We start from the raw sequence: 26,329 nt of genomic DNA, 5'->3' as shown, positions 1-26,329 counted from the left end.
ATTTGCTTACCCACGAAGGTATCCTTTTGAAAAAGTTACTTATTCGTGGGCGGTTACACAATTGGATTTACAGGCTCTCAGCTTTAGCTTTACCATGGCGCTGATACCCTTTGCCGCAGGGTGTTGGTGTTTTAGCAAATCCAGCCGGAGCGATCTGGATGACTTTATGGCATTCAGCTTTTTCTTTGTCCTGGTTGGATTTGCTGTTATGGCAATTGCTCAGCTGATTTAATAGCAGCCATACTCATTGCAAGTGGTTGAAAATGAATCGCCGTCGCTATCAGTTCCGTTGATTATGGTGGTGCTGCCCATCTTTGTGGCTGTGCTATTCCATGAGTTCCCATCAGCATCTTGCCCTGTAGTGTAAGTGCTATTGCCAAGCTTCTGGCTTTGCTGGCTCCATGTCGATCCAGTTCTGGCGTTCTGGCCATCTACATATGTTGAATTGCCAAACTTTTGCACTGTATAAGTATTGCCGTTATCGTCATAGCAGGTTTTTAGGCTGCCAGACCCGATACATTCTGCTGATGCAGCGCTGGAAAAGATAAGTAGTGACGTTGCGATTGCAATGATTGAGCGCATCAAAAAATTCCTTGTGTTATCTGCGAAGCACTAATTCTGTCTCGTTTGCTTCCACTCATCAATGACACAGATCACGATGCTGGCAAGGTGTTTTTGTTTGTTAGTGTCTATTGACGAGATGTGGTAGGTAGGCGTAATGTGCACGGGCATCGAATGATGCCGCTCGGATGAGTGTTTTTTTAAAACCATAACCTGGAGATTGCCTTTTTTGGTTGTGGTGAGCAGTACCTAATTTACTTAATTATGACGCCACCTGTGCGCCAGACGTGAACCATAACCTTTAAACAACTGCCTGCAAGTGGCCTATCCACGCGCGGCGGTAATTTGTGTTATGGAGTTTTCACGATGACCATTCTTGCCAACATCTACTCCCTCGAAGATATGCTTCTTCATCTCGACCTGTCGCAGACTGAGCGCCGGCTTGCCGATGATTTGCTTGCTGCAATTCGCAGCGAAGCTATCCAACTCGCACACCAAGAATCTCAGCGTAGCAGTTCAGCATCGATGCCAGATGCGGCTTCGGTAGTCGCGCTGCGCGGTTGATTAACCCCATATGTTCATCATCTGACACGCTCCAATCCGGGTCCGCCAGAATTGCCTGGACGGAGAGCCCCATCGCCGTTGAGACCATGACAGCCTCGGCCAGCCCCATGAAGTCGTCGTGGTGTGGCGATAGCCATCTACTGAGGCTGGAGCGGGGGATGGTGGTCAGCCTGCTGATCTTGGTCTGGCTGAGTTTTCGCTCGACCATCAGCGAGCGCACCTTCTTTTTGGTGCGATGAACATACTCGAGGCTGGAGCTGGTCAGATACCGCTTCATAGGCATTCCTTATCCGTGGTGGCCAACCGTGCTCTGGATCATGTTTTTGTCTTTGTCCCATATCTGGGACGCACATAGTGCAATTGCTCAGTAATGGCACATGCGGGTCATGTAAATTGTAGGTGAATAATAACGAGTAGAACGCACAACGAGATCACCGCGCATCACCTGTAATGACGGAGTGTGGCGGTTGTATGACGAGCAATAGAGTACGGGGTTTGTTTTCTGAACTGATATGGGTGGGAGTGGTGAGCAAAGATAGTGCTCCACTCGGTCTTCAAAAAGTGGTAAATTCGCTTTGGTACTGTATGGGTATACAGTGTTTCACAGTCGAGAGACTGAGAGCAGATAAGCGGGGACCAGACCGGATGGATTCATTAACTGAGCTAGAACACGTTCTTGAGACTTTGGACCTGACAAGGGTGGAGGAAGAGAAAATCGCGCGCATTCTTGAAAGACTTCGCGATGAGCTGAACGCTGCTTCATAAGTGATGCAGCCGGTTCGGATTGGCCCGCCATTGAGCGGGCTTTTCTATGCCTGCGATTTGGTCGAGTGGTTGGGCTGCATTCTTGGGGCAATTTTGGGGCAAATCGAGAGGGGTTTTGCGGGTAAATGAGGTGGTGTTGAGTGGTGGCGTGATGGAAAAAACGAGGAAAAACACAGGAGTGGCGCGGCTTTCGCGGGATGCAGCTTAATTGATAGTGTTATTGCTGCTTAACAAGATAAGTGTCCCGGTTGGTCTGTCAAATGGCGCGCATTATGGCACAGATCCCCAAAAAGTTTTAGCAAGAACTGTGATCTGGATCGGTCAGATGGCGATTTGGCCGCAGAGGGATCCACCATGAAAAAAGCCGGCACGAGGCCGGCTTACGTGTGTCATCCCATCATCAGTGGGAGGTGGCGCCAGAGGCACCGAGCCCGGTTTGGGAACGAACGAACTGCGGCAGGAACTTGGCATGCTCGTCAGCGGCGTTCTGGGAGCTGTCGGTGATGGAGAAGAACCAGATCCCGGCGAAGGCCAATCCCATGGAGAAGAGGGCAGGGTATTCGTAGGGGAAGATAGCCTGGGCATGGCCCAGCACTTTCACCCACACGGTCGGGCCCAGGATCATCAGGGTCACCGCGCTCACCAGTCCCAGCCAGCCACCGTAGACGGCGCCACGGGTGGTCAGGCGTGACCAGAACATGGAGAGGAACAGCACCGGGAAGTTGCAGCTGGCGGCGATGGAGAAGGCCAGACCCACCATGAAGGCGATGTTCTGCTTCTCGAACAGTATCCCCAGACCAATGGCCACCACACCCAATACCACAGTGGTGTATTTGGAGACGCGCAGCTCATCGGTCTCGTTGGCCTTGCCCTTCTTCAGCACGCTGGCATAGAGGTCATGGGAGACCGCAGAGGCACCCGCCAGGGTCAGTCCGGCAACCACCGCCAGAATGGTGGCAAACGCCACGGCAGAGATAAAGCCGAGGAACAGGCTGCCACCCACCGCATTGGCCAGATGGACTGCCGCCATGTTGGTGCCGCCCAGCAGGGTGCCGGTGGCATCCTTGAAGGCCGGGTTGGTGCTGACCAGCAGGATGGCGCCAAAGCCGATGATAAAGGTGAGGATGTAGAAGTAACCGATAAAGCCGGTGGCGAAGAAGACGCTCTTGCGCGCTTCCTTGGCATCACTCACGGTGAAGAAACGCATCAGGATATGGGGCAGACCGGCGGTACCGAACATCAATGCCAGACCCAGCGAGATGGCGGAGATGGGGTCAGCGACCAGACCACCTGGGCTCATGATGGCGATCCCTTTCTCGTGCACCTTCACCGCTTCGCTAAACAGGGCGCCGATATCGAAGTTGACTGACTTCATCACCATGATGGCCATGAAGCTGGCACCGGAGAGCAGCATAACCGCCTTGATGATCTGCACCCAGGTGGTGGCCAGCATGCCGCCAAACAGCACGTAGAGCACCATCAGGATACCGACCAGCACCACGGCCACATGGTATTGCAGACCGAACAGCAGCTCGATCAGTTTGCCGGCACCGACCATCTGGGCGATCAGGTAGAGGGCGACCACCACCAGTGAGCCGCAGGCGGAGAGGGTGCGCACTTCAGTCTGCTTGAGGCGATAGGAGGCGACATCGGCGAAGGTGTATTTGCCGAGGTTACGCAGCCGCTCCGCGATCAGGAACAGAATGATGGGCCAGCCCACCAGAAAACCGATGGAGTAAATCAGACCATCGTAGCCGGAGGTGTAGACCAGCGCGGAGATCCCGAGGAAGGAGGCGGCAGACATATAGTCACCGGCGATGGCCAGACCGTTCTGGAAGCCGGTGATACGACCACCGGCCGCATAGTAATCCGAGGCCGAGCGGTTGCGCTTGGAGGCCCAGTAGGTGATGAACAGGGTGGCGGCCACAAAAACCACAAACATCACGATGGCCGACACATTGAGGGGTTGGCGTTGTACCTCGCCGGTCAGCGCATCCGCAGCCATCAGGGGGGAGGAGGCCAGTGAGGCCAACAACAGCAAGTTGCCTTTCATGCGTTTTGCGCTCATGACTGCACTCCCTTGAGGATCTTCTGATTCAGCTCGTCAAACTCGCCGTTGGCCCGAAACACATAGATGCCGGTCAACACGAAGGAGGAGAGGATCAGTCCCACCCCGACCGGAATGCCACGGGTGACGGTGGTGCTGTCGCTGAGTGGGGTGCCGAGCCAACCGGGGGCAAAGGCGATGAGCAGAATAAACGCCAGGTAGAGTCCCAGCATCAGAGCCGAGAGGGCCCAGGCAAAACGCTGGCGCTTGGCGACCAGCTCCTGGAAGTTGGGATCTTGCTGGATCCTCAGGTAGCTTTGCTGTTCCATTGCAGTTCTCCATGACATAAGTGTCAGCGGTGGATGGGGTAACCCCGACGAGCAGGGAACCTGCTCATGTAAGCAAAATGTGAATTAAATGTTATTTGCGGGCAATTAGACTTTGGGATAAGCCAGCGGCGAGCCGCAGGTGAGGCGCAGGTAGATGAGCGCGGCCGTGGTGGCATCGGCAAGGGCATCGTGGGCGGGCAGGGGGGGCAGCGCCAAGTGACGGCAGATGGCACTCAAGTGCAGGTCGATGGCCGCATCGGGATAGCGGCGATAGAGGTGGTCGTGATAGAGCTGGCTCACCTCGATCCCTCGCTGGGGCAGGGTTAATCCCCACAATTTCTGGCAGGCGAGATTGAGAATGCGCAGGTCGTAGGCGATGTGATAGCCCACCAGTTCACGGGGGCCGATAAAGGCCAGAAGCAGGCGCAGCGCGGCTTCCAGCTCCATTCCCTGTTGCAGATCCTGATGGCGCAGACCGTGGATCACCACAGATTGGCTGGTCAGGCTGGCCGGTGGCTGTACCTTGATGGCTAGGGCCTCGCCGGTCAGCAGCCGGTTACCCTGAATGCGCACCGCCCCGATGGAGACGATCTCGGCCTGCTCGGGATCGAGACTGGTGGTCTCGAAATCGAGGGCGATCCGTTCATCTTCCGGTGGGGTGGCAAAGAGCGGCGCGAACTCGCCCGTTCGGAACGCACGGCCATACCAGTAGCGTCGAACGCGTCTCAACATGGCTATTGTCTCAGACGAAAGTGCAAGGTGAGCCACTGCTGGAACTTCTTCACCTGATGCAACGCCTGACGCAACAGATCCCGCTCGCTGTGGCTGAGCTCGCTTGTCTGCACCCGACTACCGCTCCCCTTGAGCTGGCTGCGCAGCCTCAGCCGGATAAAGAGACGGAACGCCTCTGCCAGATTGCTGCCATAGTCGGCACTGAGCCGATCGGCGGCCACCAGTGCATCGATACGCCCCAGGGTTGAAGTCTCCAGAATGCCTGCCTCAAGGGCCAACATGCGGATACCGTGCACCAGCGGGAACAGGCCGCCCCGCTTCAGATCCAGCCCTTCCGGTGGCTGCTCCAGCCGGCCAAACAGGGTGAGGGGGGCATGAAAGGCCACTGCCGGTCGCACCATCTCCGCCAGCAGATCCCGTCTGTCCGCCAACTGCTCGCGCAGCGCTCTGGCCACCGGCAGATGGAGCTGTCGATCCCCCGCGATGGGGTGAGCATCGGCCAGGGTGGCGAGCCAGAGCAGCTCATCCTCTTTTGCCGTGGTGCAGGCGCAGGCAATGGCGCTTTGCCACTCGCTGCCCGTTTTCACCCAGGCCGGATTGTTCACCATCACCTGCCCGGGGCACAGCGGGTAGCCGAGTCGCTCCAGCAGACCGCTGAATTCGGCCAGATCGGCTGTCTGGGTGGGCCATGTCAGCCCCTCTGGCAGGATCAGGGCGTTGTCCTGATCGGTTTTGAGGATCTGCTCGCCGCGCCCCTCCGAGCCCAGCATCAGCAGGCAGACCTTATCCTGCACCTCGGGGGGGATCACCAGCGCAAAGGCTTTGGCGATCAGCTGTTCGTTGATGGTGGCGATCAGCTTCATCAAAAAGGCGGTGTGGATCCCTTGGGCAAACAGCGAGCGGGTCAATTGCTGCTGCTCGCGGGCCACCGCCTCCAGTGCCGGCAGGCTGTCGGCGCGGGCGATACGCAACGTCAGCACGTGGGAGTGGGTCGAGAAGAGCCCCAGCACCTGGGTCAGTTGCAAGATGCCCGCCACCTCATTGCCGCGCCACACCACCAGTCGCTTGATGTGATGGCGGGTCATCAGCAGCAGGGCATCAAATAGATAGCTCTCCAGCGGCAGACCAATCAGCGGTGTAGGGGTCAGCACCGAGAGGGGCGCCGTCAGCGGCAATCCCTTGAGGGTCAGGGCGTGGAGCAAGGTCTTGCGGGTTGCCAGCGTGAGGGAGCCATCGTGGGCAGGGTAGAGCAGGCAATCGGTCCCCTTGCTCACCATGGCTTCGGTCGCCACCAGCAGTGACAGCTTGTTGTCGACGATAAGCGGTTCTTGCAGGTGGCCGGGTTCGATGCGGGTCAGGATAAATTCCGCCAGATTCTTCTGACCCAGTTGTTCGCGTTGCTCCTGCTGGCGCTGGCGCTCGGCCAGATTGGCGGTGAAGTAGCTGGCAAACTGCGGATCCTGTTCACAGAGCGCCAGAAAGGTGTGGCGAGGGATGAGCTGGCAGAGGCTATCTTCCAGCGCGGTGAAGCGGTGGCGGCAGCGGCCATCAAACTGGGCGCGCACATCGAACAGATCATCAACCCCGTAATCACCAAACTGGTGGTGAGGGGCAGACTCTTCCACCGCCCCCTTGATGATGAGATAGAGGCCGGGAGGCTCGTCCCCCTCCTTGAGCAGCAGATCCCCGGCCCGAAAATAGCAGAGCGAGAGGTGACGGGATAGCCGCTCGCGCGCCTCCTCATCCAGTCGGTCGAACGGTGGTCTGGCAAAATTGAACAGGGTTGACATGACAGCGTCCTCTGCTGGCTTGCGGCACTCATGCAGCTCCCAGTGTGACAAAGGGAGGGGGAGGCGACCAGCCGACTTTAGTCTCAGCTGTACCGCCTGTTCACACTCTGATAACGTGGTGGTATGACCAGTGAGTCAGTTTTAGGGATCAAGGAGAGGACAAGGGAGATGGAAAAACCAAGGGTCAAGTGCGAGATCCACGACGGGATTGCCGAAGTGATGCTGACGCGGGGGGACAAACTCAATGCGCTGGACCGCGCCATGTTCAGTGCCATCGACGAGACGCTGACGCAGCTCGCCCGGCACAAGGGGTTGCGGGCGGTGATCCTGCATGGCGAGGGGCGGGCCTTCTGCGCCGGGCTGGATGTGAAGTCCATGCTCAAGCAGCCAGTGGCGGCGCTCGATATCCTCAAGCGCGAGGCGGACGAGGCGACCAATCTGGCCCAGCGGGTTGCTTATGGCTGGCACCAGCTGCCGGTACCGGTAATTGCAGTCACCCAGGGAGTCTGTTTTGGCGGTGGCTTGCAGATCGCCCTTGGTGCCGATTTTCGTTTCACTACCCCCGATTGCCGCTTCTCGGTGATGGAGATCAAGTGGGGGATCATCCCCGATATGAGCGGCAGCGTTACCATGCGCAACCTGATGGGGCTGGATACCGCCATGGAGCTGGCCATGAGCGGGCGCGAACTGGATGCCGTCGAGGCCAAAGCTCTCGGGATGGTGAGCCGGGTCTGCGCCGCTCCGCTGGTGGAGGCGCGAGAGTTTGCCCGTACCCTCATCACCAAGTCGCCCGATGCCCTGGCGGGGATCAAGCAGCTCTACAGCCAGGCCTGGGCCCGCAGTGACGAGGCGATGCTCAAAGAGGAGACTCGGCTGCAAAAGCAGATCCTGGGGCGACCCAATCAGTGGCGGGCCACCCTTAACAGCCTGTTTCGTTGGCGTCTGCCCTTCGGGCCGCGCCGCAATCCGCTCTGAGATGAGGTGACAGGAAAAAGAAATGGCAGCCGAGGCTGCCATTTTTATTGATGTCTTATGTCGTTCTGGTTCAGGAGGTCTTGCGATCCTGATCCGGCTCGAACTGATGGCCTGATTTCTCCAGTTCCAGGTTCTCTTCGGAGCGTTTGCCCACCCAGTAATCGGCATTCTTGATGCCGAGCTTCTCCGGGTGGAATACGGGGTCAATACCTTGTGCCTGCTGCGCTTCATAATCCTTCAGACAGGTGAAGGCGGTCTTTTGCAGCAGCAGAATGGCGATGATGTTGAGCCATGCCATCAGGCCAACCCCGATATCACCCATGCCCCACGCCAGATCCGCAGTCTTGACGGTGCCGTAGACAGTGGCAGCCATCAGCGCAATCTTCAGCAAGAAGGTGAGCCAGGGGCGATTAATCTTGCGGTTGATGTAGGCGATGTTGGTTTCGGCGATGTAGTAGTAGGCAACGATGGTGGTGAACGCGAAGAAGAACAGCGCGATGGCCACGAAAATGCTGCCAAAGCCCGGCATCATGCTCTCCATGGCGGTCTGCACATAGCCCGGGCCTGCTGCGATACCGGCAATACCCGTGTAGATGGCGGCTCCGTCCGGCCCTTGTACGTTATAGAGACCGGTGATCAGCAACATAAAGCCGGTGGCGGAGCAGACGAACAGGGTGTCGATATAGACGGAGAACGCCTGCACCAGACCCTGTTTGGCCGGGTGGCTCACTGCCGCCGCAGAGGAGGCGTGCGGCCCGGTACCCTGACCCGCTTCGTTGGAGTAGACCCCGCGTTTAACCCCCCACATGATGGCCAGACCCAAAATTGCACCGAAACCGGCATCCAGACCGAAGGCGCTCTTCCAGATCAGCAGGATCACGCCCGGCAGCTGGCCGATATTCAGGGCGATGATGACGCAGGCCACGATGATGTAGCCCAGCGCCATAAAGGGCACCACGGTACTGGCGAAGTTGGCGATACGCTTGACGCCACCGAAGATGATGAAGCCGAGCAGCAGCGCCAGACCGGCGGCAGTGACGTTCGGATCGATATCAAAGGCGGTCTGCAGGCTGGCTCCGATGGAGTTGGCCTGCACGCCAGGCAGCAGCACGCCGCAGGCGAAGATGGTGGCGATGGCGAAGGTCCAGGCGTACCACTTCATGCCGAGCCCTTTCTCGATGTAGAAGGCCGGGCCGCCGCGGTATTCGCCGTTGATCTTCTCTTTGTAAACCTGACCCAGGGTGGACTCCACGAAGGCGGAACTGGCGCCGAGGAAGGCGACCATCCACATCCAGAACAGGGCACCCGGGCCACCGAAGGTGATGGCGGTGGCCACACCGGCGATGTTACCGGTACCCACGCGACCGGCCAGGGTCATGGCCAGCGCCTGGAAGGAGGAGACACCGGCATCGGTGCTCTTGCCATCAAACATCAGGCGCACCATCTCTTTTATGTGGCGCAGTTGCAAAAAGCGGGTGCGCAGGGAGAAGTAAAGACCGACCCCCAGACACAGGTAGATGAGCGCAGGGCTCCAGATCACACCGTTGATGGCATTGACGATTTCATTCATGTACAACAACTCCTTTGTTGTGTTTGTGGCGCTCTTTTGGCGAGATCTTGGCCTCGCTCTCTGTCACTGTTTTCGGCCCTATCTGTTAACAATCCGGTTAACAAATGAGCGCGAGGTTGAGGGGTTAAGCAGGGCGCAAACACGCGCCATGCATGGGGTGTAACATATCGAGTTGTATCGGCGCTTCCCAGCGAAAAATGTTGCCTTGTTGCAAATTTGTGAATTGACAAGGGCGGGGAGATAATGGCAGGCAGCGTTTTCTATGAGTAAAGATGAGATCCTCCTTGTTTATCTGCGCCGGACAATGTGACGGGCGTAACACAATGGAAAGCAAACATAAGGCCAACAATGAAAAACGACCCTGACAAGTTGACGATCCGTCCACCTGAGGCCAACGACGGGAGCACCATCGCCCAGCTGTTCACCCAATTGGGGTATCCTGCCGAAGGCGGTGACGTGACGGCGCGCCTGTTGACGCCGGATCCCGCCAGTTTTGTACTGCTCGCCTCCCTGGCTGACAAGGTGGTCGGCGTGCTGGTGTGGCACAGGCTGGCACCGCTGCATGTTGCACCAGCGTGGGGCCTGATCTCGGCGCTGGTTGTCGATGAAAGAGCAAGAGGGGCGGGGGTGGGCGCGGCCTTGCTCAAGCGAGCCGAACAGATGGCACGGGCCGCAGGTTGCGCCCAGCTGGAGCTCTCCAGCAGCCTCAAGCGCGAGGCGGCTCACCGTTTTTATCTGGCGCAGGCGTATCAGGAGCGGCCGAAACGGTTCGTCAAACTGCTGTGACCTGTTTTTTGCATCAAAAGAAGGAGTCGGCGTGCTGGGATGGTTCAAATGGCTGGGTGGTCGCCCGCAAACGCCCATGAGTGACGATGAGCTGGCGCTGTGGCGTCAGGGGTTGGCGGCTGTGCCCATCTTGCAAGGGCTCAGCGACACCGAGCAGACCTCGCTCATCGGACTGGGGCAACAGCTGCTCAAACGCAAGACCCTGACTCTTATCGGGGTAGATCTCAGCACCCGTCAACAGGCGGTGCTGGCGCTGCAGGCGGCGCTGCCCATCTTGCACCTCGGCGTTGACTGGTATCGTGGTTTTCACGAAATCATCATCATTCCCGAACCTGTCACGCGGCGGCAGGAGGTGCAGGATGAGTTCGGACTGGTGAGCGAGTTTGAAGAGGAGAACGCCGGTGAATCCTGGCCGCAAGGGCCGCTGGTGCTGGCCTGGAGCGAGCTGCAGCAGGATGGCGACTGGGACGGCTTTAATCTGGTGATCCACGAGCTGGCCCACAAGCTCGACATGTTGGGCGGTGAGGCGGATGGTGCACCGCCGTTGCCGAGGTCAATGAGCCGCCAGTTGTGGCAGCAGGCGTTCCAGGCTGCATTCGATGAGTTGCACCAACAGCTGGACAGAGACGAGGTGACCGCCATCGATCCCTATGCGGCCGAACATCCCGCGGAGTTTTTCGCCGTCAGCTGCGAGTGCTTTTTTACCGATCCGCTGCGGCTGCAGCAGGTTTATCCCGCGGTATACCGGCAACTGAGTCAGTTCTTTAGTCAGGATCCTGCCCTGCGTTTCCCCGCAACCCGTTTGTTGGCGGGCGAGACGGACTCCGAGTCACTTATCTGATAACCGATCAGCAGATGGTTTATTCGCAATAGTAAAAAAGCACCCGAGGGTGCTTTTTTACAATCTGAATGGCTTGCCTATCAGGCAGCCGCTTTCAGCTGTACGGCGGCTTTCTTGTGATCGCCGATCGGCATCACGGTGCGGCCGAACTGCTCGTTGATCACGGTGGCCATGGCCAGGTAGATGGCGCTGGCGCCACAGATGATGCCTTCGAAACCGGCAATGGTGCCGATCAGGGTGCTGCCGGTGAAGTCACGGGCGGCCAGCAGGAAGAACAGCACGGTCAGGGAGGCGAACACGAACTGCTTGGCACGCGGGTAGTTGACAGTACCGACCAGCATGAACAGGGTGAAGACACCCCACAGCAGCAGATACCAGCCCATGTAGGCGTGCGGGGTGGCTTCGGCCAGACCCATGGTCGGCATCACCAGCAGGAACACCAGGCTCAACCAGAAGAAACCGTAGGAGATAAAGGCGGTCACACCGAAGGTGTTGCCACGCTTGTACTCCATGATACCCGCGACGATCTGGGCCATACCGCCGTAGCACAGGCCCATGGCCAGGATCATGGCGCTGATGGGGAAGAAACCTGCGTTATGGATGTTCAGCAGGATGGTGGTCATACCGAAACCCATCAGACCCAGAGGGGCAGGGTTGGCCAATTTTTCGCTCACGTGGCGTTCTCCAAAAATAGAGGTGGGGGGTTAACAAAAGACGCGCGATTTTAGGCAGGCTGTGGCGCGCCCGCAAGGGGGCAAGGGGGATAAATCGTAAAAAAACTACGTGATTATTTGCATCAGAGGCCAAATGCTCACCAAGACAGGCTGTTTGGTGAGCAAAAGGTGTCAAAATAGTTGAGGGGTTGTATTTTTATTACGCTTTTTACGCAGTGCGGCGGCGTTATTGATCCAGCGTCAGGATCACTTTAGCTTCCTTGTCCTCTTCCTTGACCTGGCTGTCGAGCACGAACAGCCGCTCCGGGGTGATCCCCTGGCTGTCGACCAGAAACTCCTTGGTATTTTGTGCCCGGCGCATGGCGAGATTGCGCAGGGATTTGGCGGTGATGAGCTGCTGATCCCGCAGCAGGATCACTGCCTGGGCCCGCAGTGCCGCGCTCTCTTCATCCAGATGGAGTCGATCGGCCAGATCTTCCAGATCTTCACCAAAGCGCTCTTCATAGGCCTGGGCGAGCGCCTCTTGCAGGGCGGGGTCCTGTTCCAGCAGGTCGAGATCCGCCTGATTGCCGGTCAGTTTGGCCAGTACCCGTTCCAGCTTTTGCCGTTGCAGGATGGGGCGCTCCTCGTTGAAGTTGACCTTGCCGCGAATATTCATGCTGAGCTTGGGTCTGTCTTTGAGGGCTTGCGCCAGCTTGACCAGTTTCTCCTGCTGGGTGGGGGTGAGATCGGGATCCCCCGGCAGGAAGGGGAGTTCGTCGAGATCGTCGGTGCCATCGGCCAGCGAGGCGAGCAGGGAGAAGGGGGAGGTGATCGCCTTGCTCAGGGTGTTGCCCAGCACATCCCAGAAGATATTGCCGATGCTGAAGTCCGGTTGATCGAGATCCCCCTTCACCTTGAGGTTCATCTGTATTACCCCGTTGGCATCGCTCAGCAGGGCGATGGCCAGCCCCAGCGGCAGATCTTTGGCTTGCTCGCTCTTGATCTTCTCGCCCAACTGCAGCTTCTTGATGGTGATGTCGTTATCCCCCTCCAGCCGGTTGCCCTCCAGCTTGTAGTGCAGCTTCATGGAGAGCTGGCCCTTGTCGATGGCATAACCGGCATAGGTGCCCGAGTAGGGGGTAAAAGTGGTGAGTTCCAGATTGTGGAAGGCGACCGCGATGTCGAGGATCGGGTTGGCGACCAGCAGGTTGGTGCCGCCGCGGATGGTCACCGGCGCATAGCGATCCACCTTGCCGTTGAAGGCGAGATCGGAGCGTTGCCCCGGAATATTGCTGATATGACGGCTCTGGCCGCCCAGCGAGGCGATATCGGCCACGAAATCCTGACTCAGGCTGCGATCGGCAAAGCGCAGGTTGCCCTGCTCGGTGCGCAGCTGGTCGATGGTGAAACGAAAGTCGGGGCCCTTGCGGCCTGCAGCCGCTTGAGTGCTGTTGGTCGCAGCCGGTTGCGGCAACAGCAGCTGTTGCAGGTTGGTGGTGCCATCCTCGTGTATTTCGATGCGGGCGAAGGGTTTGTTCAGGGCAATCTCCTTGATCCGCATCTGCTGGCTGATGCCGTCATACGTCAGACCGGTGAGAGCCAGGGTGTTGAACTCCAGCAGCCGCTGATTGTCTGCCCGATCGACCACCTTGAGCCCGTTGACATCGAGCCCCCCTTGCAGGGTCAGCTTGCTCAGATCCCCCTGGGTTGTGGTGGCAAGATCGAGGCGGGTCTTGCTGCTCAGCCGCCCGTTTTGCACCTTGATGCGCACCAAATCAGCCAGATAGGGCTGCGCCAGCGTCAGGGGCAGCCCCTGCTGGTTGATGTCGCCGCTCAGGGCGAAAGGGGTCAGGGTCAGTTGGCCATCAAAGGTGAGTGGAGTGTTCTGGTTGAAGTGGGTGGCCAGAGTCAGTTTGCTCGGTTGCTCCCCCTTGCTGCCCAGTGGCCCCAGCGCCAGTTTGAGGCCGGAGAGCTGGCGTGCCAGCGGTTTGCCGCTGCTCGATTCGGTAAGGGTGAGATCGCCCTTGTCGATGGCGATCTGCCTGATCTGCCACTGCCAGGGTTTGTCTGCCGTGTGTTTCTTGCCGTTACCGGCCGCCTTTGCTTGTTGTGCCGACTTGGGCGCCGCATTCTTGGCCGCCTCGTTTGCTGGGTTGGTCCCTTTGACGGGTTTGGCGGGGGCCTGTGCAATGAGCAGATCCGCCAGATCCAGCTCTTGCTGCGCGTTGAGGGTGGCCTTGAGCAGGGGTTGTTGCAGGGTCACCTTGCCGATCTGCAGTGACTGTTTCTGGCCATCGACCGCCAGTTCGCTCAGGGCCAGCTGGCTGAAGCGGGCAAACTCGTCGCCCTTGCGTTTTTTAAGCTGCCAGTTGTCCAGCGTCAGCTTGCCTTTGGACAATTGCCACTGCACTTCTTGCTTGCCCTCTTTGAGCTGGTATTCCACCTCTGCATTGGCGTGGCCCTTGGCCAGATCCAGCTTGAGGTAGGGGGCCCAGAGTGGGGCGAAGGGTTTCAGCTCGACCTGCTTGAGGCTCACCTTGCCCTGACCCATGCCGCTCATCACATCGAGTTTGCCGTGAGCGGCGAGGCTGCTGTTGCCATTGATGGCGGCGCTCAGCTGATAGGCGGTCGGGTGGTTTGCCTCTGTGCGCAGGTTATCGAGCTTAAGGGTCACTTTTTCCAGATTGAGGGGCGGCAACCAGCCGGGTTCGCTCTCCTTGCGCTGATCCTGATAGCGTACATGCCCGTCAGTGACTGCGATGCTGGCGATGTCGACCAGCAGCGGTGCGCTGGCGGCCTCGGGCTCGGGGGAGGGCGCAGGGGCGAGCAGGGTGGCCAGCGCATCGGTCAGATTGAGTCGAACGTCCCCTTTTTTGTCTGCCAGCCGCTGCAGCAACACCACGGGTTTGGTCAGGGTGACGGTGGAAAGCACGACCCCTTTCTGCTGCCAGCTGGCTTGCAGGTCGGGGCTGATAAAGAGCTGCTCAAAACGGATGATGGGCTGCTGTTTGGCATCGAGCAGAGCAGTCGCGCCGAGGGTGAGAGATGGGTTTCTCAGTCCTACGTCAATTTCCCCCAGCGTCAGCTGCAGGCCGTAGTGCTCGGCCAGCCAGCCGGGCAGATAGCGCTGGATCAGACGAGGGGTTTGCCACAGCAGCAGGGTGATCAGGATAAGAAACAGCAGGAAAGCGTAGGCAAGGTAGCGCAGCAAGCGGGGCTTGGGGGACGCGGGCTCGGTGGTGTTCATTTGGTGCACTCCCATTTGGTTCCCGCCATGGTACAGAAAAGCTGGATAGTAATCATGGGGTTGCGTGCTGTTGTACGCCGTACTTTGTCCAAAGGCGATCCAGTTCACCCTTTTGTTGCAGCGCTGCCAGCCACTGTTCCAGCTGGGCAGGGGTAATGGGGGCCGCGGGGTGAAGAATCGCGCGGTGCTGGTAATGTTGATCCCATTTTTGCGAGATCAGCAGCTGTTCAGCGGTGCCGGGATGGGCCAGCAGATACTGGTTAAGGTAAGAGACGTTGATAATGGCCACCTCACCGCGCCCTTTGAGCAGGGCTTGCAGGGCACTGATGTTGTCCTTGACCAGGGTGATATTGAGCTTGCGCTGCAGGTAGACGGGATCGGCATTGAACTGGCCGACGCCGTAGTGGTAGCCGGTCACCCCGATAAGGTGGTGCTGGGAGGGGTCATCGAAAAAGCGTTGATCCCGGCCCGCTTTGTTCAGGGCCACATAGACTTCGCCACCGCCGAGAAAGGGGGCAGTCATCTTCAACTTGGCAGTTTGCCAGCCCCATTTGCTGTCTTCAAACAGCATCAGCGAGAAGCGGCCCAGATCGAGTGCCTTGTAGCGGTTGGCGGCCGAGGTGGGGACAAAGATAAATTTCACCTCCTGCTGGATCTCGTTGAGCTGGTCAATGAGATCCAGGGTCAGCCCTTCATAGTGGGAATCGGAGATCTTGACCACGAAGGGGGCATAGGGGTATCCGCCAACCTTGATGAGGGGATGGCTCCAGCCAGACAGGCTGAACAAGAGCAAAAACCAGCACCAATATCTCATGGGATCCCCAGGGCAATAGCTTGTTCCCAGATTCGGTTAATCTGCGCCGCTTTTCAAGCTGTTAAGGGAATTAACACAGCGCTGTTCCGCCGCTTCCAGCTCGGTCATCACCATCTGGATATCTTCCAGTTGCTGGAGCAGGGCGCCGCGCTTTTCCTCGATGAGCTGGATCATGGAGTGGAGCTGGGTGTTGCTCGAGCGGTCGGTGTCATACATCTCGAACAGCTCGCGGATCTCGGCCAGGCTAAACCCCAGCCGTTTGCCGCGCAGGGTCAACTTGAGCCGGATCTTGTCCCGGTGGTTGTAGATGCGGGTTTGCCCCTCCCGCAGCGGGGTGAGCAGCCCCTCGTCCTCGTAATAGCGGATAGTGCGCGGCGTGACATCGAACTCGTGGGCCAATTCCGAAATGCTGTAGGTGATCTCCTTGCCGGGCAGGGAACGGGACATGGTCATGACTCCTGTGGGTGGGCAAGTGGCTGGCAGAGGCGGGCACGCAGCCGCTCGGCATTGGCGTGCAGGGCCTGACCGACCCGCGAGCCGTTGGGGCGACCGAGCTGCTCGCTGACCCACTGGCCGGTGGCCGCCAGTTTGTCGAGATCCACCCCGGTCGTCATGCCAAGGCCATGCAGCAGATAGACCACCTCTTCTGACGCCACATTGCCAGAGGCGCCCGGTGCATAGGGGCAGCCGCCAAGGCCCGCCACCGAGCAGTCGATGGTGCGAATACCGCGCTCCAGCGCGGGCAGCAGGTTGGCTAACCCCTGGCCGTAGGTGTCGTGAAAATGGACCGCCAGCCGCCCCGCCGGGATCTCGTGCAGCACCGCATCCAGCATGGGCGCCACCGTGCCCGGGGTGCCGACACCGATGGTGTCCCCCAACGAAATTTCGTGGCAGCCGAGATCCAGCAACTGCTCGGCCATGGCGGCGACCCGTTTCGGGCGGGTCGGGCCATCGAACGGGCAGGCGATGACGGTGGAGAGGTAACCGCGCACCTTGATGCCGAGGCTGCGCGCCTCCTGTACCAGCGGGGCGAAGCGCACCAGCGACTCCTCCACGCTGATGCCGATATTGGCGCGGGTAAAGCCGTCGGAGCAGGCGGTGAAGAGGCCAATCTCGTCGGCGCGGGCGGCGATGGCGGCCTGCAAGCCTTGCAGATTAGGCACCAGTGCGCCGTAACGGGTTGACCCCTTGCGCGGCAGTGCCTGAAAAAGGGCGGCGGAGTCCGCCATCTGTGGCACCTTTTTGGCAGAGACAAAGGCGCCGACCTCGATGCGCTGCAGGCCGCTGTCGGTAAGGCGCTGGATCAGCTCCAGCCGCTGGATCAGTGCCAGCGGGCTGGCTTCATTTTGCAGGCCATCGCGTGGCCCCATCTCCACCAGACTGACCCTGTCGTCACGGACATCCTGTGATCGGTTCATGGGTGATCCTCCTGTATGGCTATCTCTTCGGCAAAGCGTACCAGCACGGCCCCCTGGCTCACCTGCTCGCCCTGCTTGCACTGCAGGGCTTCAATTACCCCGTCCTGCTCTGCACGCAGTTGGTGTTCCATCTTCATCGCCTCCAGCACCAGCAGGGGTTGCCCCTTGTTGACTGCTTGTCCCTGCTCGACCAGCACGGCCACCACGATGCCGTGCATGGGGGCGATGGCGCCCTGCGCCTTCTCGTTTGCCTGATCATGGTGGTGACTGTGTTGCTGATCAGCAGCCGCGAAGCGGATGCGCTGGCCCCCTAGGGTCATGATGAAGGTTGCCTCCGAGCCTGCGACCGTCTGAATGGGGATCTGCTGCCAGTAGCCACTCTGTTGCAGCCGGATATGGTCATCGCCGCTCTGGTAGCAACGGGTCTCCCCTTGCCACTCAAACTGGCTGCCATGATCGTGAAGGGTCAATACCCGGTGTTCATCGCCGATGCGCACCGCTGCCGTCCAGCAACGATCCGGCCCCAGCCGAAATCCGCAGTCTTGCTGCCAGGGGGAGGTGCCCGCAGGGCGGCTCGCCAACCAGAGGGTCGCCAGCGGCCAGGCGAGATCAGGAATGGGTTGCGGTTCGGTGGGGATGGGCCACTGGGTATGGTGGCGTATGGCCAATACCTCGGGGTCTTCGCACAGGCGCAGCAGTAGTGGGCCGTTGTGGATCAGCGGGCCAAGATCCAGCGCTGCCAGCGCATCGGCCAGTTTGGCGAACGCCTCGGCGCGGCTCTGGCCATGGGCGATCAGCTTGGCGATCATGGGATCGTAATAGGGGCTAACCTCATCACCGGCGGTGACGCCGGTGTCGATGCGCACGCCATCCGGCCAGTGCAGCCAGTGGATGGGCCCGCTGGCGGGCAGAAAACCGGCCGCTACATCCTCGGCGTAGAGGCGCGCCTCCACCGCGTGGCCGCGCAGCACAACTTGCTCTTGGGTGAGTGGCAGTGGCTTGCCTTCGGCCACCGCTAGTTGCCAGGCCACCAGATCCTGTCCGGTCACCGCTTCGGTGACGGGATGCTCTACCTGCAGCCGGGTGTTCATCTCCATAAAGAAGAACTCATCCTTGCAGAGCAGGAACTCGATGGTGCCCGCCCCCTGATAGTGGATGGCCTTGGCAGCGGCCACGGCTGCATCCCCCATGGCGCGGCGCAGAGCCGGAGGGATGTCGGGGGCGGGCGCCTCTTCAATCACCTTCTGGTGGCGTCGCTGCAAGGAGCAGTCCCTGTCCCCCAGATAGATGGCGTTGCCGAGGCTATCGGCAAAGACCTGCACCTCAACATGGCGAGCCCGGGGCAGATAGCGCTCCAGCAGTACCAGATCGTCGCCAAAGGCGGCCTTGGCCTCCCGTTTTACTGCTGCCAGTGACTCGTCAAAGTCAGCCAGCTGATCGACCCGGCGCATCCCCTTGCCACCACCGCCACTGGCGGCCTTGATAAGCAGCGGGAAGCCAATCTGGCTCGCCTGATCGCGCAAGAAGTCCGGCCGCTGATCCGTGCCGTGATAGCCGGGCAGCACAGGTACACCGGCCGCCTGCATCAGCGCCTTGGCGCCCGATTTGTCGCCCATGGCGAGAATGGCGCCGCCGCTTGGGCCGACAAAGCGTAGGCCGCGCTGTTCGCAGGCGGTGGCAAAGTCGCTGTTTTCCGACAGAAAACCGTAACCGGGATGGATGGCATCGGCACGCGCCTCTTTGGCAATCTTCAGCACCTTGCCGGTGTCCAGATAGCTCTCTCTGGCCGGTGCGGGCCCCAGATGCCAAGCCTCATCGGCCAGACGGGTGTGCATGGCATGGGCGTCGGCATCGGAGTAGAGCGCGATGGTGTGGATGCCGAGGCGTTTCGCTGTCTTGATGATACGCACGGCAATTTCGCCGCGATTAGCGATTAGCAGACGTTTGATGGGAGTGTACTGGGTCATTCGGACCCCCTGCTGTTCAAGGTGCACAAGTGCAAAGCGTGTTGATCCACACGCCAGTAATATTCACCACAGTTGGTGATCAGCAGACGTGTAATCGGGGTGTGATGGGTCATGTATCATCCTTGAAACGGGGACGCCAGGCGGGAGGGCGTTTGTCGAAGAAGGCTTGCATCCCCTCCTGAGCTTCGAGACCGACCCGCACCCGGGCGATGGTCTCGACGGTTTTCTCTTCATGCAGGCGGGAAGGGTGGGCCTCTATGGCCGCCAGCAGCCGTTTGGTCTCTTTCATCGCCTCCGGCCCGTTGCGGCACAGACGCAGGGCCAGTGCCCGCCCCTCCGCCAGCAGTTGGTCCGGTTTGCAGAGTTGATGCGCCACATTGAGCCGACAGGCGGTGATGGCATCGAACGGCTCGGCACTGAGCATGTAGCGGCGCGCCTGACGCATCCCCATGGTGCGCACCACGTAGGGGCTGATCACCGCAGGCACCAGGCCCAGGCTCACCTCGGAGAGGCAGAAGCGGGCATCATCGCTGGCCAGCACCAGATCGCAGGCACAGATCAGCCCAAGTGCCCCGCCATAGGCGGCCCCTTGTACCAGCGCCACCGTGGGGAAGGGGAGCTCGTCGAGGGTCTGCATCAGCCGCGCCAATACCCGGGCATCCTCCCGGTTATGTTCGAAATCGGCGTGGGCCAGATTGCGCATCCAGTTGAGATCGGCGCCCGCGCAAAAATGCTTGCCCTCGGCCCGCAGCAGCAGGACATGAGGGCGTTCGGCGAGATCATGACCATGGAGATGGGCCAGATCATCGAGGCAGTCGAGCAGCCCCAGCATCAGCTCGGCATCAAAAGCGTTGTGGCGGGCCGGGCGCGACAGCACCAGCTCGGCCAGCGGGCCATGCCGTTCCAGCCGAAACGGTTTCTGGGAGGAAGTGAGTGGATCTGACATAGTTTTTCTCCTTACATCCGGAAGATGCCGTACTGCTCGGGTTCAATGTGGGCACCCTGACAGGCGGCCAGTGCCAATGCCAGCACGGTGCGGCTCTGGGCCGGGTCGATGACGCCATCATCCCAGAGGCGGGCACTGGCGTAGTAGGGGTGACCCTGGCGCTCATACTGCTCGATCACCGGGGCGCGGATGGCGGCAGCCTCCTGCTCGCTCAGGCTCTTGCCCTCGGCTGCCAGCTTGTCCCGACGTACCTGCACCAGCACCCCGGCAGCTTGCTCTCCCCCCATGACAGAGATGCGGCTGTTGGGCCAGCTAAAGAGAAAATCGGGTTCATAAGCGCGGCCGCACATGCCGTAGTTACCGGCACCAAAGCTGCCGCCGACGATGATCGTTACCTTGGGCACCCGGCTGCAGGCCACGGCGGTGACCAGCTTGGCGCCGTGCTTGGCGATCCCCTCTTTTTCTGCGCTACTTCCCACCATAAAACCGGTGATGTTCTGCAAAAAGATCAGCGGAATGGCGCGACGGTTACAGAGCTGGATAAAGTGCGCTCCCTTCTGGGCGCTGTCGCTGTGCAGTACGCCGTTGTTGGCGAGGATCCCCACCTCCATGCCGCAAATGCGGGCAAAGCCGGTCACCAGTGTGGTGCCGAACAGCGCCTTGAATTCGTCAAAGTCCGAGCCATCCACCAATCGGGCGATCAGCTCGCGCGCGTCGTAAGGGCGTTTGAGACTGGTGCCTACCAGACCGTAGAGATCCTCTATCGGGTAGCAGGGGGGCTCGTAGCCGGGGCTACTCTCTAACGGCTCGTTACCCAGATGAGTAACCAGCGTGCGGGCGATGGCCAGCGCATGGGCATCGTCACGGGCCATGTGATCCGCCACCCCAGAGTGGGCGCAGTGTACCTCGGCGCCGCCCAGCGCCTCGGCGCTGATCTCCTCACCGGTGGCAGCCTTGACCAGCGGTGGGCCCGCCAGAAAGATGGTGGCCTGCTCCCTGACCATGATCGATTCATCCGCCATGGCGGGCACATAGGCGCCGCCTGCGGTGCAGAGTCCCATCACCACCGCCAGCTGGGGAATGTTCTGGCCCGACATGCGGGCCTGGTTGTAGAAGATGCGGCCAAAGTGATCCCGGTCGGGGAACACCTCGTCCTGCATCGGCAGGAAGGCACCGCCGGAATCCACCAGATAGAGGCAGGGGAGGCGCAGCCGCTCGGCGATGGCCTGGGCGCGCAGGTGCTTTTTCACCGTGAGCGGGTAGTAGGTGCCGCCCTTCACTGTGGCATCGTTCACCACCAACATGCACAGGTGCCCAGAGACCCGGCCGATGCCGGTGATGATGCCGGCTGCGGGCACCGGCTCGTCATAGACCTGCCAGCCAGCCAGCGCCGACAGTTCGAGAAACGGGGAGCCCGGGTCCAGCAGTTGATTGATGCGCTCGCGGGGCAGCAGCTTGCCGCGGGCCTGATGGCGGGCGTTGTTGGCCGCGCCCCCCCCTTGCGCGATCTCGGCAATGCGGGCATGGAGATCGTCGACCAGCCCCTGCATGGCTGCCCGATTGGTCGCATATTCCGGGCTCGCCGTGTCGAGACGGGAGTGGATCCTGCTCATGCGTTCTCTCCCATCAGCTCGCGACCAATCAGCCAGCGGCGGATCTCCGAGGTGCCGGCGCCGATCTCGTAGAGCTTGGCGTCCCGCAGCAGGCGGCCGGTGGGGTATTCGTTGATGTAGCCGTTGCCGCCGAGCAGCTGGATGGCATCGAGCGCCATCTGGGTGGCGTTTTCGGCGGCAAACAGGATGGCGGCGGCGCAATCCTTGCGGCTGGTGCGACCCTGATCGCAGGCACTCGCTACTGAGTAGACCAGCGCCCGGCTGCTGGCCAGACGAGTGTACATGTCGGCGAGCTTGCCCTGCACCAGCTGGAACTCGCCGATAGCCTGACCGAACTGCTTGCGCTCGCGCACATAGGGCAGCACCACGTCCATGCAGGCCTGCATGATGCCAAGGGGACCGGCCGCCAGCACTACCCGCTCGTAGTCGAGCCCGCTCATCAGCACCTTGACCCCGCCGTGCAAGGTGCCCAGCAGGTTCTGTTGCGGCACCCGGCAGTTGTCAAACACCAGCTCGCAGGTGCTGGAGCCGCGCATACCGAGCTTGTCGAGCTTCTGGGCGGTGGTGAAACCGGAAGTGCCTGCCTCGACGATAAAGGCGGAAATTCCTTTGGGGCCTGCACTGGTATCGGTCTTGGCATAGATGACGAAGGTGTCGGCATCCGGGCCGTTGGTGATCCACATCTTGTTGCCATTGAGCACGAAGTGATCCCCTTCGCGCACCGCGGTGAGGCGCATGCTCACCACGTCGGAGCCGGCGCCCGGCTCACTCATGGCCAGCGCCCCCACATGCTCGCCGCTCACCAGCGGCGGCAGGTAGCGGGCTTTCTGTTCCGGCGTGCCGTGGCGGTGGATCTGGTTGATGCAGAGGTTGGAGTGGGCGCCGTAGGAGAGGCCAACCGAAGCGCTGGCGCGGCTTACCTGCTCCATCACCAGCACGTGGGCCAGATAGCCGAGGTTCACCCCGTCATACTCCTCTGCCACCATGATGCCGTGCAGACCCAGCTCACCCATCCGGGGCCAGAGATCACGGGGGAAGGCGTTGCTCTGATCGATCTCGCTGGCGCGCGGGGCGATCACTTTCTGGCAGAAGGCCGCAACCTGTTCGGTCAGGGCATTCAGGGTCTCATCCATCTGCATCCATGCTCTCCTTGCGGATATGACAGTCGGGTAGGAGGTTGACTCGACCTGCTGACTCGGCGTCACGGCTGGCAGTGGTCGGTCCATTGTTGTACTTCACTTCTGCCTTAAGTTTACGTTAGCGTAAACGTAAATCAATTGTTAATCTGTTGTGTGTCGATAGAGAGATGGTAGTGAGAGTGTCATCAGCTACCACGACAACAGCGCCATAGTGGCAGATCCGAATGACCAGTGTGTGGGCGCCGCGTCATAAAGCACGAACTCAGGAAAATAAGCGCGGGACAATAAGCGCGGGGCAACAAGGGAGCGAACGACAAGATGGATTTTACCCTGACCGATGATCAACAGGCGTATGTGGAGGCGGCCGCCGCCTTTGCCGACGACGCGCTCAAACCCCATGCTGCGCGCTGGGACAAGGAGCACGAGTTTCCTATTCCGACCATCAAGCAGGCGGCCGAACTCGGTTTTTGCAGTCTCTATACCCCGGAGCAGTTTGGCGGATTGGGGCTGCCTCGTCTCGATGCGAGCCTCATCTTCGAGCGCCTCGCTATGGGCTGTACCTCGACCACGGCGTATCTGACCATCCACAACATGGTGAGCTGGATGCTGGGTAGCTGGCTGCCCATCGAGGTTGCCAAGGTGTGGGTGCCCAAACTGGCCAGCGGCGAATTGCTGGGCTCCTATTGCCTCACCGAGCCCGGGGCGGGCTCTGATGCGGCGGCCCTCAAGACCCGGGCGGTGCGTGAGGGCGACAATTATCTTGTCGAGGGAACCAAGGTCTTTATCTCGGGAGCGGGCAGTACCGACGTGCTGGTGGTGATGGCCCGCACCGGTGGTGAAGGTGCGAAAGGTATCTCTGCCTTTATGGTACCGGCAGATACCCTCGGCGTGAGTTATGGCAAGGCAGAAGAGAAGCTGGGCTGGAACAGTCAGCCGACCCGGGAAGTGGTATTCAACGGGGTGCGTATTCCCGCCAGCTACCGGCTGGGTGAGGAGGGGGAAGGGTTCAAATTTGCCATGCAGGCCCTCGATGGGGGGCGCATCAATATCGCCACCTGTTCGGTGGGCACCGCCCAGCAGGCGCTGGATGATGCGCTGGCCTATGTGCAGCAGCGTCAGCAATTTGGTCGCCCGATCAGCGAATTCCAGAGTGTGCAGTTTCGCCTGGCCGACATGGCGACCGAGCTGGCGGCGGCTCGCCTGATGGTACGTCAGGCCGCCGACAAGCTGGATCGTGGGGCGCCCGACAAGAGTGCCTGGTGCGCCATGGCCAAGCGTTTTGCCACCGATGTGGGTTATCGAGTCTGCGATGAGGCTCTGCAACTCTTTGGCGGCTATGGTTATATCCGCGAGTATCCGCTCGAGCGCTATCTGCGCGATACCCGGGTACACCGCATTCTGGAGGGCACCAACGAGGTGATGCGCCTCATCATCGCGCGCCGTCTGCTGACCGAGCCCGGTTTGTCGCTGGGCTAACCGGTGGTCGCATCAAGGGTGTGTTGCCTGCCACCCGATTTGCACCATGCCGGTTTCGGCTTTGTGAGCCAGCCACAGGTTGGTGTCATTCAAGCCTGTCATCATGGCTGCAGCTTCATCGACAAGGACAATGTTATGACAAGGATCAGACTCGAATATCATGGCCACGTTGCCTATATCACCCTCGACCATCCCCCTGCCAACACCTGGACCCTCGCCAGCCTGCAGGCCTTTTTGCAGATGATGGTGGAGCTCGACAGCCGCCCCGACGTGGTGGCGCTGGTGATCCGCGGCGCGGGCGACAAATTTTTCTGCGCCGGTGCTGACCTCAATATGTTTGTCGAGGGGGATCTCGAGCGGGCGCGTCAGGTGGTCGACGCCTTTGGCAAGGCCTTCGAGGCGCTGACCCGTTTTCACGGGGTCAGCATCGCCGCCATCAATGGCTATGCCATGGGGGGCGGGCTGGAAGTGGCGCTGGCCTGTGATATCCGCATCGCCGAGCAGCAGGCGCTGCTGGGACTGCCGGAGGCATCGGTCGGCTTGCTCCCCTGTGCCGGTGGCACCCAGCGCCTGACCGAGCTGGTGGGGCCAGGCTGGGCCAAGCGGATGATCCTCTGCGGCGAGAAGGTGAGTGCCTCGCTGGCCTACGAGATGGGGCTGGTGGAGGAGGTGGTGAAAACTGGTCAGGCGTGGGAGGCGGCGCACCAGATGGCCCATCTGGTGGAGCGTCAGAGCCCGAGCGCCCTGCGCGCCTGCAAGACCCTGATCAATCAGGGCCGCAGTGGCCCGCGCGATGCGGCCCTGCCCCTTGAACAGGCGCTGTTTCTCGATCTCTTTACCGATGCCAACCAGCGTGAAGGGGTGGCTGCCTTCCTGGAGAAGCGCTCACCACGCTGGCAATATGGCCCAACAGAATAAATCCATACGGAGCCGTTTATGAGTGAGCTGGTCAAGGTTAGCTACTATCCCACCGAAGATGGTCATCATATCGGGGTGTTGACCCTCGACAGCCCTGCGTCTCTCAACGCATTGAGCCTGCCGATGATCCAGATCCTGCAACAGACGCTGACTTGTTGGGAGCAGGATCCCGCCATCGTCAGTGTGCTGCTGCAGGGGGCGGGTGAAAAGGCATTTTGTGCCGGTGGTGATATCCGCTCCTTCTATTACCGCAAGCAGGAGGCGAGCGAGGCGGAACTGTTTGGTTATGCCCGCGACTTTTTCGAGCAGGAGTACCGGCTCGACCACCACATCCACAGTTATCGCAAACCCCTGATCTGCGTGGCGGACGGTATCTGCATGGGGGGCGGCATTGGCCTGTTTGCCGGAGCCGATTTTCGGGTGGTGACCGAACGAAGCCTGTTCGCCATGCCGGAGGTGACCATCGGCCTCTACCCCGACGTGGGGGCGAGCTGGTTTTTAAGCCGGATGCCGAGGCGGCTCGGGCTCTGGCTCGGTCTGACTGGTGCCCGCTTCAATGGCGCAGATGCCCTTGGGGTTGGGCTGGCGGATCACGCCATCGCCAGTGGCGAGCGCAGTGCGCTGCTGTCACGGCTCGCCGTGCTCGACTGGGCTGGCAATGGTGATCCCCGTGAGCAGATCGATCTGCTGCTGAGGGGGTTGCACCGTGAGGTGGTGGCCCGCTTGCCAGCGCCAGTGCTGTTGCCCCATCAACAGAGGATCGATGCCCTGCTGGCGGGGCGCGCGCTGCAAGGGGTATTGGATCGACTGTTCGATGCCCAGTTCGATGAACATGAAGCTGTGCTCCAGCAGGCGCAGCAGATCTGCCGCACCGGCAGCCCCATCAGCCGCGCCATTTTGTGGCGCCAATATTGGCAGGCTCGCCGCCACTCCCTGGCCGAGGTATTTGCCGAGGAGCTGACCCTCTCGGTCAACTGCGTGCTCAAGGGCGATTTTGTGGAAGGGGTGCGAGCACTGCTGATCGACAAGGATAAAGATCCCCGCTGGCAGCAGCTACCACCGGAGGGGGAGTGGCTGGACGAGTTCTACCGCTGGCCGCAGGGGAGCAATCCGTTGACCTGCAAGGAATAACAGGTTGGCAACTGGCGCACACCGCCATCAGCAACGCAAGGAGC

General features: G+C 60.3%; 23 protein-coding genes. 7 read left to right on the top strand and 16 right to left on the bottom strand.

The window, feature by feature from the left end; genetic code table 11:
• On the top strand, positions 1-232 hold a 232-nt coding region (locus OKC40_RS14865), incomplete at its 5' end, for a hypothetical protein (protein WP_270795731.1).
• Here the strand turns inward: OKC40_RS14865 and OKC40_RS14860 are convergent.
• The 6 genes from OKC40_RS14860 to OKC40_RS14835 form a co-directional block, all read right to left on the bottom strand.
• Positions 229-582 (bottom strand): hypothetical protein, encoded by a 354-nt coding sequence (locus OKC40_RS14860; protein WP_182969097.1) that lies wholly within the window; start codon positions 580-582, stop codon positions 229-231. The genes OKC40_RS14865 and OKC40_RS14860 overlap by 4 nt on opposite strands.
• Positions 583-1,039: 457 nt before the next feature.
• A complete protein-coding gene (locus OKC40_RS14855; protein ID WP_182939542.1) occupies positions 1,040-1,402 on the bottom strand; it encodes a helix-turn-helix domain-containing protein in 363 nt (120 codons plus the stop codon).
• An 888-nt stretch (positions 1,403-2,290) separates the two neighbouring features.
• A complete protein-coding gene (locus OKC40_RS14850) occupies positions 2,291-3,943 on the bottom strand; it encodes a cation acetate symporter (RefSeq protein ID WP_163130793.1) in 1,653 nt (550 codons plus the stop codon).
• Positions 3,944-3,954: 11 nt separating this feature from the next.
• Positions 3,955-4,266: a DUF485 domain-containing protein gene (locus OKC40_RS14845; RefSeq protein ID WP_005336970.1), complete on the bottom strand. Its 312-nt coding sequence runs from the start codon at positions 4,264-4,266 to the stop codon at positions 3,955-3,957.
• A gap of 105 nt (positions 4,267-4,371) precedes the next feature.
• Positions 4,372-4,998 (bottom strand): 3'-5' exonuclease, encoded by a 627-nt coding sequence (locus tag OKC40_RS14840; RefSeq protein ID WP_270795726.1) that lies wholly within the window; start codon positions 4,996-4,998, stop codon positions 4,372-4,374.
• A gap of 2 nt (positions 4,999-5,000) precedes the next feature.
• Positions 5,001-6,788, bottom strand: coding sequence for a putative nucleotidyltransferase substrate binding domain-containing protein (locus OKC40_RS14835; RefSeq protein WP_270795725.1), 1,788 nt, complete (start codon positions 6,786-6,788; stop codon positions 5,001-5,003).
• A 168-nt stretch (positions 6,789-6,956) separates the two neighbouring features.
• Between OKC40_RS14835 and OKC40_RS14830 the strand changes: the two genes are divergently transcribed.
• A complete protein-coding gene (locus tag OKC40_RS14830; RefSeq protein ID WP_270795723.1) occupies positions 6,957-7,763 on the top strand; it encodes a crotonase/enoyl-CoA hydratase family protein in 807 nt (268 codons plus the stop codon).
• A gap of 70 nt (positions 7,764-7,833) precedes the next feature.
• On the opposite strand, the gene OKC40_RS14825 is transcribed toward OKC40_RS14830, so the two are convergent.
• Complete coding sequence (locus OKC40_RS14825; RefSeq protein WP_270795721.1) at positions 7,834-9,333, bottom strand: alanine/glycine:cation symporter family protein; 1,500 nt, start codon at positions 9,331-9,333, stop codon at positions 7,834-7,836.
• A gap of 348 nt (positions 9,334-9,681) precedes the next feature.
• Between OKC40_RS14825 and OKC40_RS14820 the strand changes: the two genes are divergently transcribed.
• Both OKC40_RS14820 and OKC40_RS14815 read left to right on the top strand, forming a co-directional pair.
• Positions 9,682-10,119 carry a GNAT family N-acetyltransferase gene (locus tag OKC40_RS14820; RefSeq protein WP_270795719.1) on the top strand — a complete coding sequence of 146 codons (438 nt, stop codon included), beginning with the start codon at positions 9,682-9,684 and terminating at the stop codon, positions 10,117-10,119.
• A 76-nt stretch (positions 10,120-10,195) separates the two neighbouring features.
• Positions 10,196-10,960, top strand: a complete 765-nt coding sequence (locus OKC40_RS14815) for a zinc-dependent peptidase (RefSeq protein ID WP_270795732.1) — start codon at positions 10,196-10,198, stop codon at positions 10,958-10,960.
• 80 nt (positions 10,961-11,040) lie between these two features.
• Here OKC40_RS14815 and OKC40_RS14810 read toward each other — a convergent pair whose 3' ends face one another.
• The 9 genes from OKC40_RS14810 to OKC40_RS14770 form a co-directional block, all read right to left on the bottom strand.
• Entirely contained in the window at positions 11,041-11,634 is a 594-nt protein-coding gene (locus OKC40_RS14810) for an acetate uptake transporter (RefSeq protein ID WP_270795718.1), read from the bottom strand.
• A 226-nt stretch (positions 11,635-11,860) separates the two neighbouring features.
• Positions 11,861-14,863: a DUF748 domain-containing protein gene (locus OKC40_RS14805; RefSeq protein ID WP_270795717.1), complete on the bottom strand. Its 3,003-nt coding sequence runs from the start codon at positions 14,861-14,863 to the stop codon at positions 11,861-11,863.
• A gap of 52 nt (positions 14,864-14,915) precedes the next feature.
• Positions 14,916-15,677 carry a substrate-binding periplasmic protein gene (locus OKC40_RS14800; RefSeq protein WP_234664445.1) on the bottom strand — a complete coding sequence of 254 codons (762 nt, stop codon included), beginning with the start codon at positions 15,675-15,677 and terminating at the stop codon, positions 14,916-14,918.
• 36 nt (positions 15,678-15,713) lie between these two features.
• Positions 15,714-16,124 (bottom strand): MerR family transcriptional regulator, encoded by a 411-nt coding sequence (locus OKC40_RS14795; RefSeq protein ID WP_270795715.1) that lies wholly within the window; start codon positions 16,122-16,124, stop codon positions 15,714-15,716.
• A gap of 2 nt (positions 16,125-16,126) precedes the next feature.
• Entirely contained in the window at positions 16,127-17,095 is a 969-nt protein-coding gene (locus tag OKC40_RS14790) for a hydroxymethylglutaryl-CoA lyase (protein WP_270795714.1), read from the bottom strand.
• Positions 17,092-19,062: an ATP-binding protein gene (locus OKC40_RS14785; RefSeq protein WP_270795712.1), complete on the bottom strand. Its 1,971-nt coding sequence runs from the start codon at positions 19,060-19,062 to the stop codon at positions 17,092-17,094. Before OKC40_RS14785 ends, OKC40_RS14790 begins: the two co-directional genes overlap by 4 nt.
• A 109-nt stretch (positions 19,063-19,171) precedes the next feature.
• Positions 19,172-20,008: an enoyl-CoA hydratase-related protein gene (locus OKC40_RS14780; RefSeq protein WP_270795709.1), complete on the bottom strand. Its 837-nt coding sequence runs from the start codon at positions 20,006-20,008 to the stop codon at positions 19,172-19,174.
• Positions 20,009-20,019: 11 nt separating this feature from the next.
• Positions 20,020-21,621 carry a carboxyl transferase domain-containing protein gene (locus OKC40_RS14775; protein ID WP_270795707.1) on the bottom strand — a complete coding sequence of 534 codons (1,602 nt, stop codon included), beginning with the start codon at positions 21,619-21,621 and terminating at the stop codon, positions 20,020-20,022.
• Positions 21,618-22,760: an isovaleryl-CoA dehydrogenase gene (locus tag OKC40_RS14770; RefSeq protein ID WP_270795705.1), complete on the bottom strand. Its 1,143-nt coding sequence runs from the start codon at positions 22,758-22,760 to the stop codon at positions 21,618-21,620. Before OKC40_RS14770 ends, OKC40_RS14775 begins: the two co-directional genes overlap by 4 nt.
• Positions 22,761-23,078: 318 nt before the next feature.
• Here OKC40_RS14770 and OKC40_RS14765 point away from each other — a divergent pair, with 318 nt between their 5' ends.
• From OKC40_RS14765 to OKC40_RS14755, 3 genes are all read left to right on the top strand, one after another.
• Complete coding sequence (locus tag OKC40_RS14765) at positions 23,079-24,236, top strand: acyl-CoA dehydrogenase family protein (RefSeq protein WP_270795703.1); 1,158 nt, start codon at positions 23,079-23,081, stop codon at positions 24,234-24,236.
• A gap of 135 nt (positions 24,237-24,371) precedes the next feature.
• Complete coding sequence (locus OKC40_RS14760) at positions 24,372-25,154, top strand: enoyl-CoA hydratase (protein WP_042062702.1); 783 nt, start codon at positions 24,372-24,374, stop codon at positions 25,152-25,154.
• A gap of 18 nt (positions 25,155-25,172) precedes the next feature.
• Complete coding sequence (locus tag OKC40_RS14755; RefSeq protein ID WP_270795701.1) at positions 25,173-26,285, top strand: enoyl-CoA hydratase/isomerase family protein; 1,113 nt, start codon at positions 25,173-25,175, stop codon at positions 26,283-26,285.
• Positions 26,286-26,329 lie beyond the last annotated feature (44 nt).

This window comes from Aeromonas sp. QDB11, assembly GCF_027705265.1.
In the GTDB taxonomy this organism is placed as follows: domain Bacteria; phylum Pseudomonadota; class Gammaproteobacteria; order Enterobacterales; family Aeromonadaceae; genus Aeromonas; species Aeromonas allosaccharophila.
Note: the sequence above shows the minus strand (reverse complement) of the source record. Positions and strands in the feature narration are given on the sequence as shown.